General features: G+C 65.3%; 12 protein-coding genes. 6 read left to right on the top strand and 6 right to left on the bottom strand.

Annotated elements, in window-relative coordinates:
• Positions 1-5 precede the first annotated feature (5 nt).
• A complete protein-coding gene (locus PEM_RS16915; RefSeq protein ID WP_005419954.1) occupies positions 6-500 on the bottom strand; it encodes a lipocalin family protein in 495 nt (164 codons plus the stop codon).
• A 182-nt stretch (positions 501-682) separates the two neighbouring features.
• Here PEM_RS16915 and PEM_RS16910 point away from each other — a divergent pair, with 182 nt between their 5' ends.
• Positions 683-931: a hypothetical protein gene (locus PEM_RS16910; protein WP_005419952.1), complete on the top strand. Its 249-nt coding sequence runs from the start codon at positions 683-685 to the stop codon at positions 929-931.
• An 89-nt stretch (positions 932-1,020) separates the two neighbouring features.
• A complete protein-coding gene (locus PEM_RS16905) occupies positions 1,021-3,441 on the top strand; it encodes a DUF3772 domain-containing protein (protein ID WP_053497450.1) in 2,421 nt (806 codons plus the stop codon).
• 548 nt (positions 3,442-3,989) lie between these two features.
• On the opposite strand, the gene PEM_RS16900 is transcribed toward PEM_RS16905, so the two are convergent.
• Positions 3,990-6,095: a phosphoglycerol transferase I gene (locus PEM_RS16900; protein WP_111129211.1), complete on the bottom strand. Its 2,106-nt coding sequence runs from the start codon at positions 6,093-6,095 to the stop codon at positions 3,990-3,992.
• Between the two features lie 244 nt (positions 6,096-6,339).
• Positions 6,340-8,031: an AarF/UbiB family protein gene (locus tag PEM_RS16895; RefSeq protein WP_111129213.1), complete on the bottom strand. Its 1,692-nt coding sequence runs from the start codon at positions 8,029-8,031 to the stop codon at positions 6,340-6,342.
• Between the two features lie 162 nt (positions 8,032-8,193).
• On the opposite strand from PEM_RS16895, the gene PEM_RS16890 reads away from it, so the two are divergent.
• Complete coding sequence (locus tag PEM_RS16890; protein WP_111129215.1) at positions 8,194-9,120, top strand: DUF808 domain-containing protein; 927 nt, start codon at positions 8,194-8,196, stop codon at positions 9,118-9,120.
• A gap of 65 nt (positions 9,121-9,185) precedes the next feature.
• On the opposite strand, the gene PEM_RS16885 is transcribed toward PEM_RS16890, so the two are convergent.
• A complete protein-coding gene (locus PEM_RS16885; RefSeq protein WP_119706129.1) occupies positions 9,186-10,724 on the bottom strand; it encodes a GGDEF domain-containing protein in 1,539 nt (512 codons plus the stop codon).
• A 105-nt stretch (positions 10,725-10,829) separates the two neighbouring features.
• On the opposite strand from PEM_RS16885, the gene PEM_RS16880 reads away from it, so the two are divergent.
• Together PEM_RS16880 and PEM_RS16875 are read left to right on the top strand one after the other, a co-directional pair.
• On the top strand, positions 10,830-11,465 hold the full coding sequence (locus tag PEM_RS16880; RefSeq protein WP_181453256.1) for an NAD-dependent dehydratase: 636 nt from the start codon (positions 10,830-10,832) through the stop codon (positions 11,463-11,465).
• Positions 11,465-12,172, top strand: a complete 708-nt coding sequence (locus PEM_RS16875; protein ID WP_070490182.1) for a YafY family protein — start codon at positions 11,465-11,467, stop codon at positions 12,170-12,172. Before PEM_RS16880 ends, PEM_RS16875 begins: the two co-directional genes overlap by 1 nt.
• 55 nt (positions 12,173-12,227) lie before the next feature.
• On the opposite strand, the gene PEM_RS16870 is transcribed toward PEM_RS16875, so the two are convergent.
• Positions 12,228-13,700 carry a S1 family peptidase gene (locus PEM_RS16870; protein WP_005419930.1) on the bottom strand — a complete coding sequence of 491 codons (1,473 nt, stop codon included), beginning with the start codon at positions 13,698-13,700 and terminating at the stop codon, positions 12,228-12,230.
• Positions 13,701-14,039: 339 nt separating this feature from the next.
• Between PEM_RS16870 and PEM_RS16865 the strand changes: the two genes are divergently transcribed.
• Positions 14,040-14,426: a VOC family protein gene (locus PEM_RS16865; protein ID WP_111129220.1), complete on the top strand. Its 387-nt coding sequence runs from the start codon at positions 14,040-14,042 to the stop codon at positions 14,424-14,426.
• Between the two features lie 36 nt (positions 14,427-14,462).
• On the opposite strand, the gene PEM_RS16860 is transcribed toward PEM_RS16865, so the two are convergent.
• Positions 14,463-15,413 carry a hypothetical protein gene (locus PEM_RS16860; protein ID WP_111129222.1) on the bottom strand — a complete coding sequence of 317 codons (951 nt, stop codon included), beginning with the start codon at positions 15,411-15,413 and terminating at the stop codon, positions 14,463-14,465.
• Positions 15,414-15,599 lie beyond the last annotated feature (186 nt).

Genomic DNA, 15,599 nt, shown 5'->3' with positions numbered 1-15,599 from the left:
CGTGCTCAGGCGGTGGGGTGGCCGGTATGCGGGGTCTGGATCAGTTCGGACAGATCGAAGCCCTGCAGGCGGGCCGCGGCCAGATAATGGTCCTGCACGGTCGCGTCCAGGCGTGGCTCGCGCGCCAGCAGCCACAGGTACTTGCGATCCGGGCTGCCGACCAGCGAGACGCTGTAGTCCGGGGCGACCTGGATCACCCAATAGTCGCCCTTGGCGAACGGCAGCCAGCGCAGGCCCTTGGGCAGGAAACTGACCTCCAGGCGCGCGCTGTCGTTGTCGACGGCGCAGGCCTCGCCGGTGGCCTCTTCGATCTCGCCGTCCATGCGGCAGCGGTTGGTGACGCCGACATTGCCGTTGTCGAGCAGGGTGTAGTGCGCCGACACATCGGTGCAGCCTTCCGGCTCGTGGCGCATCGGTAGGCGCGCGATCTCGTACCAGGTGCCCAGGTAGCGCGGCAGCTTGAGGTCGGCGACGGTCTTCAGCGGCGGGTGCTCGGTCATCGGTCATCGTGGCAGGGGCGGGCCTCCACGATGCCGATGGGCTCGCCATGGGCGGGTGAAGCCGGGGCGATGGCCGTGTCCAGAACGATCCGTCGCCGCTGCGACGTGCCTGTTGTCACCGGCATGGCGGTATCCTGCCGCCAGCGCCGTGTTTTCCTGATCCAACCAAGGTGGAGGTGCCGATGTACCAGGTGATCCTGTTGAAGAGTGAATCCGCGTTCGCACGCGAACAGTGGCCGCAGGTCGATGATCTGGTCGACTACGAGGGCGTCAGCTACAGCCTGCGGGCCGGCCCGCGCCAGCCACTGCCGACCGACCACGAGTGGCACCCGGTGGCGGTATATGCGCCCGATGAGATCACCGAGGAAGAGTTCCAGGACTGGTACGCGCTGCAGCAGCCGACCGTGGAAGAGCTGCGCCTGAAGTACTGATACTGCTGCGCGTCCCCCATCCGTCCTTTACCGCCTCTGCCGTATAGTCGCGCGCAGGCGCGGTGGTCCGCGCGAACCGGTGTGGCTGCGTGTCTTCTTTCCTGCGATCGATCCGTGCACGAGGGCCCTGGTGGGCCCTGCTGCTGTGCACTGCCTTCCTGCTGTCCGCGCCGGTGCTGGCGCAGGAGGAGGACCCCACGCCCAAGCAACAGCTGGCGGACATCGATTCGCGGTTGAAGGATGTCGAGCGCAAACGTGGCGATGCGGAAGCCACCGAGACGCTGGCGATGCTGTCCGAGAATGCCTCGCAGGCACGGCGTGACGCCGAGGCACTGGAAAAGGCACTGCAGCCCCAGCTGGATCGCATCAACGAGCAGCTGGCGCAGCTGGGGACGCCTGCCGAGGGCACCACGGAGCCGCCGGAGCTGGCAGCGCAGCGACGGGCCATAACCAGGCAGCGCGACGGCCTGGCCGCGTCGGTAGCGCAGGCCAAGGCCAGTGCCGTGCGTGCACAGCAGCTGGCGGCGGACATCGAGCAGCAGCGCACCGCACAACGTACGGAAGAACTGGGCCAGAAGGTCGCCTCGCCGCTGTCGCCTGCGTTGTGGAGCAAGGTGGCCGAGCGCCTGCCGATCGATATCGCGCGCGTTGCGCCGTTGGCCGAGCAGGGGCGTGACGCGCTGGTGGCCGGCATCCGCACCCATGGCTGGGGCACGCCGTTGCTGGGCCTGCTGGCCGCGCTGGTGATGATGTTCCCGCTGCGGTTGTGGCTGCGCAGGCTGGGGCGGCAGTTCGCCGCGTCCGAGCGCGCGCCTGATGGACGACTGCGCCGGTCTGGCCTGGCGATGTGGCTGCTGCTGGTGGGCACGCTGCTGCCCGGTTATGCCGTGGTGGTACTGATGGCGGCGCTGGATGCGATCGATGCCATCGCGCCGCGCTTGCAGGTCGTGGCCGACGGCCTGGAGACCGCCACCTTCCGTGCGGCGTTCATTGCCGCGCTCAGCGCCTGCCTGCTGGTGCCCAAGCGCCCGTCATGGCGGCTGTTGAACCTGGACGACACCGCCGCGCTGAAGCTGCGCAAATATGCCTGGGGCGCGGCGGCGCTGGCCTGGCTGAGCACGGTGCTGGTGGCCCTCGACCAGGCTACGCGCACCAGCGACGTCACCACGGTGGCGTTGGACGGCCTGATTGCCCTGACTTACCTCGGCCTGATCATGGCCATGCTGGTGACCCTGGCGCGCCTGCATCGCCGGCAGACCGCCGAGGCCGAGGCCAAGCTGGAAGCACAGGCCGATGGCGTGGGGGCAACCACGCCCGTGCGCCGCAGCAGCTGGCTGGTGCTGGCCCGGGTAGCGGGCAATATCGCGGTGGTGGCGGCCATCGTTGCCACGTTGCTGGGCTACCTGAATTTCGCCAAGTTCGTGAACCAGCAGCTGATCGGCGGCAGCATCGTCGTGCTGGCCGCAACCCTGCTGTTCAAGTTCGTCGATGACCTGAGCACCTGGATGCTCAACGCCGACAGCAAGGTCGGCCAGACCATCCTGCTCAGCACCGGCCTGAGCGTATCGCGGCTGGAACAGGCGGGCGTGCTGCTGTCGGCGGCGTTGCGCACCATCGTCGTACTGATCGCGCTGCTGGCGCTGGTGGCACCGTTCGGCAACATCGGCGCGGTGGTGGAGCGCTTCTCCTCGCTGTTCACCTCTGGATTCGACATTGGCGGAACCAAGCTGGAGCCGGTGCGCATCGTGCTGGCGGTGCTGGTGCTGCTGGCTGGCCTGGCCGTTACCCAGCTGGTACAGCGCTGGCTGACCGACACCTACCTGCCCAAGACCGAGCTGGATCTGGGCGCGCGCAATTCGGTGAGTACCGTTGCCCGCTATGTGGGCATCATCATCGCGGTGATCTGGGCGCTGTCGGCGATGGGCCTGCAGCTGAGCAAGCTGGCATTGCTGGTCAGCGCGCTGTCGGTGGGTATCGGTTTCGGCCTGCAGGTGATCACCCAGAACTTTGTTTCCGGCCTGATCCTGCTGGCCGAGCGGCCGGTGAAGATCGGCGACTGGGTGAAGCTGGGCGACCAGGAGGGCGACATCCGCCGCATCAGCCTGCGATCGACCGAGATCCAGGTGGGCGACAAGTCGACGTTGATCGTGCCCAACTCCGAGCTGGTCACCAAGACCGTGCGCAACATGACGATGGGCAACAACCAGGGCCGCATCCAGATCCAGTTCGCGGTGCCGCCCAGCACGGATGTCGGCAATCTGCGGCAGGCGCTGCTGGATGCGTACACCGCGCACACCAACGTGCTGAAACAGCCGGCACCGACGGTCTACATCGACAGCATTGCCGGTGGCCAGATCACCATCAACAGCTTCGCTTACGTGGCCAGCCCGCGGCAGGTGTACGCCACCCGCAGCGACCTGTACTTCAGCCTGTTGCAGATCCTGGCCGAGCGGAACATTCCGCTGTCGACCCCGACCGACATCCACATCATCCGCGATCCGCAGGAGTAGGGGTTTCTTTGCAGGGCTGCGCCCTGCACCCGCGGTAGTGCCGGCCGCTGGCCGGCAACTTCAACAGCAACAGCAAAAGCTGGCTTCCTGAGGGATGGCGGGGTGGGTCCGGTTGCGGGAGACGCCGTAAACCCGTCCATGGGGGCTTGGCCGCGGCATCCATGCCGCGGACACTCCCGCAACCGGACCCACCCCGCCTTCGACAGTTTTCCGCGATCTTTTGGAATTGCTTTTGGGGTCAGATCCGTTTTCCGGAGGAAAACGGATCTGACCCCATTTTGATTTTCGATAACTGACAGAGTGTGTCGACCAAGGTCGACACCCACCAACAGCACACGGAATCTGTCAAAGGTGGGGCGGTGTGGGTTGGCAGGACCGTTGGCGCCATGGATGGCGCCATCGAGCCCCCATGGACGGGTTTACGGCGTGTCCTGCCAACGCACACCGCCCCGCCATCCCACGGAATGCCAGCTGTTGCTGTTGCTTCTGAGGTTGCCGGCCAGCGGCCGGCACTACCACGGGTGCAGGGCGCAGCCCTGCAAATAGCCCTACCCCCGCGGTCGGCTGCGCGAGGGCACCAGTGCGAACGTATCCACCGCCAGCTTCTCGGCGTGGTTCAACCACGCGCGGATCTCCAGATCGTCCACTTCGTGATCCAACCCGAACGACACGTTGATCTTGCCGTTGGCATCGGGCTGTACCCACTGCTGGGCCAGTACCACCTTGCGCTGCGAGGACACCGCTTCGATCCAGAAACCGCGGTCCGGGCGCGTGCTCGCCACCAGTTGCAGCATGTATTGGCCGGCACGCGTACGGCGTCCCTTCTGGGTGATCATGTGTGCCTGGCGCACGCTCGGGCGCGGGCCCTGGAGCGTATCCAGCGGTGCATCCACCGCGATGCCACCGCGCAGGTCGTTGTCGCGGTACAGCTTGAAGCCGTTGTCGCGGTTGACGAGCAGGGCGCACCAGTCACCATCGGCCGAGCCGTCCTCGAACGCGGTGCAACGGTCGACGTAGGCCAGGGTGTTGTCCGGGTTGGCATCATCGAACTGGCGCGAGGTGTTTTCCAGGTACACCGACTTCAAGCCCCACTCCTTGTCGTACTCCAGCAGCACCGGCGGCTGCACGTGCTGCAGGCCAACGACCACCTGGTCATCGCCATCGATCTTCAGTTCGCGGGTTGGCTGGCCCAGCCACAGCGAACGGGCGAAGGCCAGGTACTGCGGGTAGTCGCGGCCATCATCGCGCCGCGCGGCCACGCTGGCACTGGGCGCGCGCTGCGGGTCGATCAGCGAGCGGCCAAAGCCCATCGTCTTCAGGTTCGGGTCCAGCAGGCTGAGCAGGGTCGCACCGGAATCCAGGGTGGTGCCAGCGTCGGCACTGAGCTGCTGCGGGGCAATGCCGTCGCCGAGGAACAGCAGCAGGTTCTCGCGCTTCTGCTTGGCCAGCACGTGGCTGAGGTCGTTGGGCATCGCCAGGTGGTCGGAGGCGATCACGATCAGCGTGTCCTTCCCATACGGGCTGGCCTGGATACGCTCGACCAGCTGTGAGATCAGGCGGTCGGTGCACTTGAGTGCATTGAGCAGGCCGATGTTGCCGTACCCGCTGCGGTAGCGCTCGCCCTTGCACGACACCGGCAGGTGGCCCGCCGGGTGGTGGGTGTCCATGGTCAGCGTGGTCAGCATGAACGGTGAACCGGCGCGCGAGAGCTGCTCGAACCGCTGGTAGGCGGTGTCCAGCAGCACGTCGTCGTGCACGCCCCAGGCCGAGTAGTGGATGCGGCCGATCTTCTTCTGCTGCTTGAACCATGCCAGGTCATGCACTTCGTCAAAGCCATGGCTGGCCAGGAACTGGCCCTTGCCGGCGAACTGGCCGTTGGCGCCGCCCAGGTAATGGTTGGTGTAGCCCTGCTGCTTCAGGTAGTCGCCCAGGCACACCGCCTTGGGCAGGAAACTGCCCATGCGGTCCATGCTGTTCTCGTCGCCCTGCGAGGTGGTCAGCGGCACGCCACACATTGACGACACCAGGCCGGCGATGGTCCAACCGCTGCCTTCGGCCGAGGCCAGGCCACGCACGTCCAGCGACTCGGACGCCAGGCGGTTGAGGTTGGGCATCAGGCCGGGAAACACGGCCTCGTCCAGATAGGTGCGTTCCAGGCTCTCGCCGTAGATCCATACGATGTTGCGCGGGCGCTGCAACGGCTGCGTCGGCACCTGGTACTCGGGGGCGATGCGGGCGAAATCGACCGGGCGCAGCTGCTGGTAGAGGCGTTGGCCGTCACGGGCCAGCGGACTGATCAGGATCGTGGCCACCCACACGGTCGCGAAACCGGCGAACAGCGCACCACCGTGGCCGGGCCGGCGCCAGCGCTTCACCCGCGTGGCAAACAGCGGCAGCAGCGAGACCAGAGCCAGCACGATGAAGCCGGCGATGTAGCCCTTGAAGTCGGAGACACCAGCGCCTTCCATGTCGGCGCCGAGGTGATAAAGCGTGGCGGCGTTGAGCCCATCCCCGGACAGTTTGTCGATCAGCCACCACGCGCTGAGCATCAGCAGTAGCAGCGAGAATGCACCGGCCTTCCACCACACCCACTTGTCGGACGCGAGGAACAGCCAGCACAGCAGCAACAACGACAGCAGCAGTATCCAGAGCATAGGCAGCTTCGGCAGTGACGGGGTGGTGGTGATGGACGTCGTACCGACGCGTGTCCATCCGACCGGCGCTGCTGCAAGCACATCCACATGACAGGCCGATGACCCGATAGTGCATGCACGAACCTGACTGAAATGTTTGTTGGAATGACGCGCGCGCAATCACGCCGCGAAGGTAAAACGAGCGTGAAAGGCTTCGTTGGATTGCATTAAAAACCGCATGAATACGCGGCTTTTCGCCAATGCATCAGCGGTGCCCGCGTTCCTCGCGCGCCCGCGCGCGACGATCGAACAGCAATGCACTGGTAACGATGCCCAGCCCCAGCACCACGCCGATCAACAGCAGTATCAGTGCGATCAGGGGATAGCCGAACAGGTGCCAGTCGGTGTCGATCTTCATCATCATTGCCGCAGCCATGATCAACGCGGCGCTGATGATGCCGGCCGCCACGCGGTTGGCGATCTTCTGCAGGTTCTCCATCAATCGCGATTCTTCCAGCCCGGTCACCTTCATCTGCAGGCGGTTCTCGGCCAGCAGCGCCATGATGTCCGACAGCTTGCGCGGCCCATCGCGCAGCAGCTGCTGCAGCTCCATCGCCTCGCTGGCGATGTTGGCCGCCGACAGGGATTTCTTCAGGCGCGCGCGCATCACGTGCTGCAGCTGGCGCTCGACGATGCGGCGCGTGTCCAGCTCCGGTGCCAGCAGCCGGCACACGGTTTCCAGGTTGAGCAGGGCCTTGCCCAGCAGGCTCAGTTCCGGCGGCGTGCGCAGGCCGCAGGCGGTGGCGATGCGCACCATGTCCAGCACCACGCGGCCTTCGGAGAAGCTGCCACTGGCGGCGTAGCGCGCGATCAGCTGGCCGGTCTCGCGCAGGTAGCGCTCTTCGTCGAAGGCCTCCAGCCGCGTGCTGATGCTGATCAGATCGTCGGCCACTTCTTCGCCGCGGCCATCGACGGCGGCGAACAGGATCTTCAGCAGCCGCTCGCGCAGGCGCGGCGGCATGTGCGCGACCATGCCCAGGTCGAAGATCGCCAGCCGGCCATCGGGCATCACCCGCAGGTTGCCCGGGTGCGGGTCGGCATGGATCTCGCCATGCACGAAGATCTGGTCCAGATAGCCGCGGATCAGCGCCGCTGCCAGCGGATCCATGTCCTGCTCGGTGCGGCGCACGCCAGAGATCGCATCCACGCGCACGCCGGTGGCGAGCTCCATGGTCAGCACGCGCTGGCTGCTGTAGTCCCAGATCGGCTGCGGTACCCACAGGCGGCGGAAGGGCCGCAGATGCCGTCCGAAGCGTGCCAGGTTCTCGGCCTCGGCGTGGTAGTCCAGCTCCTGCATCAGGGTCTTTGCGAACTCGTTGAGCCAGTCGCGCAGGCGCACGCGGCGGCCCACCTGGGTCAGGTGATCGGCGGCCAGCGCAAAGCTGCGCAGCGCTTCCAGGTCCGAGCGCAGCTGCGCGGCCACTTCGGGCTTCTGCACTTTCACTGCCACCTGGCGGCCATCGTGCAGCACCGCGCGATGTACCTGCGCGATCGACGCACAACCCAACGGCTCGGGATCGAACGAGGCAAACAGCTTGTTCACCCCCACCCCCAGCTCCTGCTCGATGATGGCGTGGATGCGCTCTACCGGGATCGGCGCCACCTTCTCCTGCATGCGCTCCAGGGCGGTGGCGAACTCCACCGGCACCATGTCCGGGCGGGTGGACAGCATCTGGCCCAGCTTGACGAAGGTCGGCCCCAGGGCCTCCAGGTCACTGACGAACTGTTCCGGGTTGCCATCGGCGGGCACGTCGGCCTGGTTGCTGGCGGCGTCCAGGTTCATGCCGGAGAACACGCCCGAATGGCGGTAGCGCATCAGCAGGCGCAGGATCTGGCTGCGCCGGTTCATGCCTTTGACCAGCGGGGGATTGCCATTGGCGGTGGGCGGATTGCTCAAGCGGAACTCCCATGCGGCAAGGACGGTAGTGCCGGCCGCTGGCCGGCAATGTCCGGATTCGGCAGTGTCGCCGGGGGAAGGTGGGCATGCGGTGAACCCCGCGGCTATCGCAGAGACCGGCGGATCGGTCAGAATCGGCGCATTCCCTCTCTTGGACGCCCCATGGCCGGTGCCAGCCTGTTCGCCCTGCTCGACGATATCGCCTCCCTGCTCGACGATGTCTCGGTGCTCACCAAGGTCGCCGCGAAGAAGACCGCCGGTGTGCTGGGCGACGACCTGGCGCTGAACGCGCAGCAGGTGACCGGGGTCAACGCCAACCGCGAGCTGCCAGTGGTGTGGGCGGTGGCCAAGGGCTCGCTGGTCAACAAGGTGATCCTGGTGCCGGCGGCCCTGGCGATCAGTGCGTTGGAAGCCTGGCTGCGCAGCCGCGGCTGGAACGTGCCGCTGATCGTGCCGCTGATGATGATCGGCGGTGCCTTCCTGTGCTTCGAAGGCGTGGAGAAGCTGGCGCACCGCTTCCTGCATTCCTCCGACGACGATGCCGAGCGCCAGGCCGAACGCCGCAAGGCGCTGGCTGACGCGCAGGTGGACATGGTCGCGTGGGAGAAGGACAAGGTGAAGGGCGCGATCCGCACCGACTTCATCCTTTCGGCCGAGATCATCGTGCTCACCCTGGGCGTGGTCGCCACTGCGTCGTTCACCAACCAGATCCTCACGCTGAGCGTGGTCGCACTGGCGATGACCGTGTTCGTCTACGGACTGGTGGCGGGCATCGTCAAGCTCGATGACGTTGGGCTGTACCTGTCGCGCAAGGGCGGTGCCATTGCCGCCTTCGGTCGAGGCCTGGTGGCCTCGGCACCGTGGCTGATGAAGTTCCTGTCGGTGGCCGGCACCATCGCCATGTTCCTGGTCGGCGGCGGCATCCTGGTGCACAACGTGCCGGCGCTGCACCACGCGGTGCAGGCGCTGGGCGGCGAAGGGCAGTGGGGCTGGCTGATCAGTGCTGCGGCCAACATGGTGGTCGGCATCATCGCCGGCGCCATCGTGCTGGCGGCGGTGACCGGCTTCCAGAAGCTGCGCGGTAAATAAGCCCGTAGACCCTCGGGGTCAGATCCCTTTTCCAACGGGAAAAGGGATCTGACCCCATTCCACGATCACCCCGCCTGCACCCGGTTCTTGCCCTGCCGCTTGGCGGCATACAGCGCGTCATCGGCGCGCCGCAGCAGGGTCTCGGTATCGTCGCCGGGCTGCCACTGCGCCAGCCCGGCGCTGAAATGTACCGGCACGCGTCGGTCCTGCACGGTCAGCACGCGGTGCGCCAGTGAACGTTGCAGGCGCTGCACGGTGGCCATGCTGTCGGCGCCCTGGGTTTCCGGCAGCACCAGCACGAACTCGTCGCCGCCCAGCCGTGCGATACCGTCGGTGGCGCGCAGCAGCAGCTTGCAGACGGCCACCAGGTGCTGCAGCAAAGCATCGCCACCGGCGTGACCGTGCGCCTCGTTGGTCAGGTGGAAATCATCCAGGTCGATCACCGCCACGCCCAGCGACGAGTTGTTGCGCATGGCACGCGCCAGCTCACGCTGCAGCAGTTCGTCCAGGCCGCGGCGGTTCAGTGCCTGGGTCAGCGGATCGATACGCGCCAGGTCACCGGCAGCACGCAGTTCCTGCTCCAGCTCGGCAATGCGCTGCTCTGCGCGTTCCACTTCCTGCCGCGCGCTGGCCAGATGATCGCGGGCCTGCGCGGCCTGCTGCTGCACCTTGCCGGTGTCGCGCATCACCTCCTGCAGCAGCTGGTTGAGGTCGGCGATGCTGCGCGCCTCACGCAGCTGCAGCGCGTAGCTGCCGATGCGGTCGTGGTACTCACCGGTGCTGGTGGCCATGCCATCCATGCGCTCGATGAACTCGCCCATCAACCCGCGCATCGCCGCCTTCGAATCGTCGATGCCCTGGCGCAGCAGTCCCTGCTTGTAGATCACTTCGCGCAGTTCGGCGCGGGTGCGCTCGACCGCCTCAGCTTCCAGCGGCCCGTCCAGCAGCTGGCGCACCGCCGCGATCTGGCCTTGCAGCCAGCTGCGGTCATCCAGCAGCTCGCTCACGTTCTCCAGCAACAGGGCGAACAGCTCCAGCAGCAGCGCCTGCTGCTCCTGCCAGCTCTCGGCGCGCACGCCAACCTGGTGGCCGAGCTCGCGCACGCCCTGTTCGATGGGTTCCAGCGCGGTGCCCGGCTGCCACTGGCGCAGGCGCGTGGCCAGGGCCTGCGCTTGCTCGCGCAGATCCGGGTCGTGCTGCAGCAGGGCCACCACCGCGCCGCCCAGCAGCAGCCGCAGCTGCTCGGACAGGCGCAGGCTTTCCGGCTGGCCGTCCGGCGAATGCTGTTCGATGGTGCGGATGTACTTGTCGATCAACTGCCGCATCGCGCGCCCGTAGCGCGGCCAATCGGCACTGGCCTGCGCCGATTGCAGGCGGTCACCCATGTCACCCAGTTCGCCGGGCAGGGTGGCCATGCCGTTGGCGAACGCCGCCAGCAGCGGCTCGGGTGCGTCGGCGCCGGCGAACAGCTGCTGCAGCGCCACGCCGCCGCCGCCCTGCAGCACCACGCGGTCACCCAGCCCATCGTCCACCACCGCGCGCACGCGTGCCGGCGGCCCAAGGGCGGCACCGGGGGCTGGGCGGTGGTCGGGCTGGTCCGTCATGGAGCGAATCCTGGGGCTGGCAGGGACTGGTTCCAGCATATCGGCGCGGCCGCCGACGGCTTGAACGGCTAGGATGGGCGACAGGATGCCGCAGTGGAGGTGGTGATGCGCGTGATGTTGCTGGGGGCGACCGGCCTGGTCGGCGGGCTGACCCTGTCCCGGCTGCTGGACGACCCGCGCTGCAGCGCCGTGATCGCCCCGACCCGCCGCCCGCTGGCGTTGACACACGGGACGCTGGAGAACCCGGTGCTGGCCTTCGACGCGCTGCCGGCCGCACCGGGGTGGGCGCGCGTGGACGCGGTCATCTGCGCGCTGGGCAGCACCATTGCCCAGGCCGGCAGCCGCGAGGCCTTTCATCGCATCGACCATGACTACCCGCTGGCGTTCGCCCGCCTGGCACAGGCACAGGGTGCGCAGGCCTACGTGCTGAATTCCGCCGCCGGCGCCAACCCGCAGTCGTCGATCTTCTACAGCCGGGTGAAGGGCGAGCTGGAGCGTGACCTGCGCGCGCTGGGATTCAACTCGTTGACCCTGGTCCGCCCAGGGCTGATCGGGGGCGAGCGCAACGAGGTGCGTCGCGGCGAACGCCTGGCACTGACGGTGCTGGGTGCTTTGGGGCCGGTGTTGCCGCGTGCGTGGCGGATCAATCCGGCCACAGAGATTGCCAGGGCGCTGGTCGAGGCTGCGTTGGCCCCGCAGCCGGGCGAGCACGTGGTGGCGTCGAGCACGCTGGTCGGCTGATGTCGCGAGCGCTGCGCCTGACCCAGCTGCTGCAGCTGCTGCGCCGTCATCGACGGCCGGTGGCCGGGCAGGCGCTGGCCGAAGCGCTGGGCATCAGCCTGCGCACGCTGTACCGCGATATCGAGACCCTGCGCGAGCAGGGCGCCGACCTGCGTGGCGAGGCCGGCGTCGGCTACCAGCTGGCGCCGAGCGATACCCTACCGCCGATGACCCTGCCGCCCGCCGAGATCGATGCACTGGTGCTTGGCCTGCGCTGGGTTGCGGCCCGCACCGAGCCGGCGCTGGCTGAGGCCGCGCGTGATGCTTTGGCGCGTATCGCGCATGTGCTGCCCGCAGCACGCCGGGAAGCCTTGCGTGATAGCGGCCTGCGCGTTGGCCCTTCGCGCGCTGCGGCCAAGGTACCTGCTGCACGCCTGCAGGCTGTGCGCGAAGCGGTGAGCGCGCAACAACGCCTGCAGTTCGGCTACCAGGATGCGCAGGGCCAACGTACCGAGCGCATTGTCTGGCCGTTCGCGCTGGGCTACTTCGATGAAGTGCCGATGCTGGCGGCGTGGTGCGAAGGCCGCGAGGACTTCCGCCATTTCCGCCTGGACCGCATCCGCCAGGTGCGCGTGCTGGAGGATCGCTACCTCGTGCCGCGCGCCACGCTGCTGCGGCGCTGGCAGAAGGCGCAGGGCATCGCGCCGGACTGGTTGGACCGCTCGTAACCACATCGAGGAATGGCGCTGTGCGTCAACGCGGTGGGCTTACACAGCTGGTGGGCTATGTGCCGGGGGAGGCCGGGGTGGTACAGGTAATCGTCGACTCTATGGCCTGGGTTACGAGGCCCGACGCATCTTCCAAGAATGTCCTGACTCTCGAAACTTGAGGTTCACCAGGTTTACTTGGTGTACAACCCCAAGTGAAGGTGATGGGGGATGGGATGTTCCTGTCGACTTTGGCGCGGCCACCGCTGCAGATCCATCCGGCAGGACAAGTCAAGATCTCGAGGTTGATATATACCGGAAACCTCGGATACCCACTGAAGTTCATCGTGGCAGTAACACTGGCGCCTGTTCCAGACACGTTCGGAACGCTGTCCAGCTGAAATGGCTTCGTCAAGGTAGCCACGCCCAGGGTGGACATCCTCTCTATGGGCATGAAGAAAAGGTCATTCGCCCAAGGAGAGCCGTCGTTTCCCCTGCCATGAACAAGGCCGTAGGCCGAGTTGCCGGCATAGACGGGGCCACCACTATCGCCGCCTTTGTTCATCACGGTTCCATCAAGGCTGACGACTTGGACGTAGGTGCCGGCTTCCCCATTCCAGTTGGCTGCGAACTCTGCGTCTTTGATGGATCCGCATGTGCGACCGGTCGTTACGCCGAACTTGCAGACCGTTGTGCCTGGTGTCATGTCGGCAAGTGATGCCTCATCGGTTATCGTCAGTTTTTCCCCATCGACAATGATTTCGTTCGACTGGGAGAAGATGACGCCGCCACGCTGCTGTGCACCCCACTGAACGTCGTAAGATCCTTTGTTGCGTTCACTCTTGAACAGAATGCGAGCGGTTGGATTGCGCTGATAATTGTCATTGTCACAGTGACCGGCAGTGGCCAAGCCTAGTTCGCGAGTTGCAGTTTCGACCACGTTGAAGCCGGCTGTGCAGAGCTGCTGCTGGTAGCCTTCCAGTCGCCGCCCGCCCGCTACGGTGTTTGTTGGCTCTATGAAACCTGTGGTCTCTTTTATGTGGATGAAGTCGGCGACAGAGAGAAGTTTGGAAAGTCTGGCGCGTACGGCATCGGGATCACGTACATATACCTCTACGATAGAGATCTTCGTGTTTACCGTGGCTGCAAACTCAATGCCGGCCTTGACGAGCTGATCGGACACCTCCTCTTGGGTGGCGCGGAGAAGCTCGAGAGAACGTGGCGCGGTTTCTGCGACGTAGAGGCGGTCCTTGGTGTAAGCAGAAAGTTGGCGTGAGGCATCGCCGGTGAACCTCACCACGATCCTGAATTCAGGGGAGTGCTCGATGTAAAGGCCGGCGAACGTCTCCGGCTTCTCCCTCTGAAGCCGTGCGCTGAGTTTACCTGCGGCCCGTTCCGCATCCATTCGTTGCGCGGCTTCGAACGTGCCTATGTGCATGGTTTCCGCGTAGTGCTGTATTGCTACATCCTTGGGGGCGTCGTCCGCAAGGGCGGGAGAGGCGGTGAGGATGGCTGCCAACAACGGGAGATAACTGCGTATTGTGGTCATGAACTTTCCTTTTCATGTGTATTACGTGAAGTGGCGTTCCATCTGCATTTGACTCTAAATCACTTCTGTCTGTTGCAACTGGTAACTGCGTCTCCCTTTGATTGGTCCGAGCGAAGGTTCATCGCCGACGACAGCTCCCATCATGACTTGGCTTTGCGATATATCGCGAGATCACAGCGGGTCGCCTGTTTTTCCATCCGATGGCGGAAGTGCCCGAAATACGCGAGATGTTCGAACGACGATCGGCTCTACCCGATCGATTTCATCCGCTTGATCTACTGACAGAGTATGTCAGCAGGCGTGTTCCACCATGAACGCTCCCAACAACGGAGGTTCCCCATGTTCATACCCAGCACCCTGCTGCAGTACGTGCGCGACGTCGCCACCAGCGCCACGTTCTACAGCGGCATTCTCGGCAAACCACCGGTCGAGCAGTCGCCCGGCTTTGCCCTGTTCCTGCTCGGCGATGGCGCCGCACTCGGCCTGTGGCAGCGCGATGACGTGCAGCCGCCGGTGTCCGCGCAGGCCGGCGCCGCGGAACTGGCGATGGTGGTGGCCAACCCGGAGGCTGTGCAGCAGATGCACGATGCGTGGCGCGCACTCGGCGTGCAGATCCTGCAGGCGCCGGTGACGCTGGAGTTCGGCCACACCTTCGTCGGTGCCGATCCGGATGGGCACCGCCTGCGCGTGTACGGCCGCGCCGAGGGCTTGGTCGCGCGCGATTGATTCAGGGAGGGAGCCGGTATGTTCCGGCTCCTGGACCTAGCCATGCTTCTGTGCGGCTTCGATGACGATTGAAAATTTCTCGTCGTCTTCCGAATTCCATGCAATGGCCAGCTGGGCCAGTTCTCCGACCACATCGCGCTCGGGGTTGCACCGCCTGAGCTCCTTGATGAACTGCCGGACCTGACGTGGCGTCAATTCACAACCTGGATAATTGAAGAGATTGAGCGCGGCATCTGAAGAGACGTCCAAGAGGTCAGGCGCGAGGATGGAGTAGGCTTTGATGTAGCGGGAGAACGGAATATCCGACAGGAAGTTCTCAGCTGAGCTCATGATCGACGCATCATGTGGCGGGTTCCGAAGGAACTCCCTCATGACCGCCAGGATGACTTCTACTGACGCTGGTTTCGTCAGAGCCCTGTAGAAGTGGTCGGCGTATGCACAGCAAGCTTCGTGAGTGACCGCAGCATCCGATAGCGTTGCCAGCGTTGAGATCCAGACGTCAGCATCCAGCGGCGTAGCCGGTTTGGCATGTCCTTGTTGATCAGCATTGGGGATGACCGCGCGGACGATTGGCTCGCCGTTGCGCCATGACCGCAGGCGGGCGTCGATAATTGCGTACACCTGCTCCTGTTTGTCCCACATGGCGTCCGGAGAAGGCATGGCGTCTTCGGGGAACAACGAGAAGAAGTCCGAAAAGTAGGGAGCGGCCATGCAGAAGTAGCGAACGGTGAACTCCAGCAATTCCGGGTCGAACGCAGCGCCGGGGATTTCGTCCTGGAAGGCGCCTTCGATGCATGCCAAGGCATCTGCTGGCGAGGGGGCGGCTGCCACCGTAGAGCCGACCGATGCGTCAAGGAAAGCGTGATTTCGGGCGAGCCAGCGCAGGAAGATGATGCCAAGGACCCAGTTCGTGTCTGACGGATCCTCATCCCTCGTCAACCGTAGGAAGAATGGAGAGGCGCGGAAAAAATCATTGCCCGCCTTCATGAATTCTTCGAGTGTGGGTGGTGTCTCAATCACGGAAGTTCGACGTCTGCAGAGAGGCTCAATGCTATTGAGCTGCTCTTGGGAATCCATGCAACTATTCTCAAAATGCTCCGTTGGGCTTTCAACCGACGGTCGGATAGCCCAGTAGATCCCCGCCATGCGTGGATGGAGCGCGACGGAGCGGGC

Origin of the sequence: Stenotrophomonas sp. Pemsol (genome assembly GCF_003586545.1) — a bacterium.
GTDB lineage: Bacteria > Pseudomonadota > Gammaproteobacteria > Xanthomonadales > Xanthomonadaceae > Stenotrophomonas > Stenotrophomonas sepilia.
This window is presented reverse-complemented; position numbering and strand designations above follow the sequence as displayed.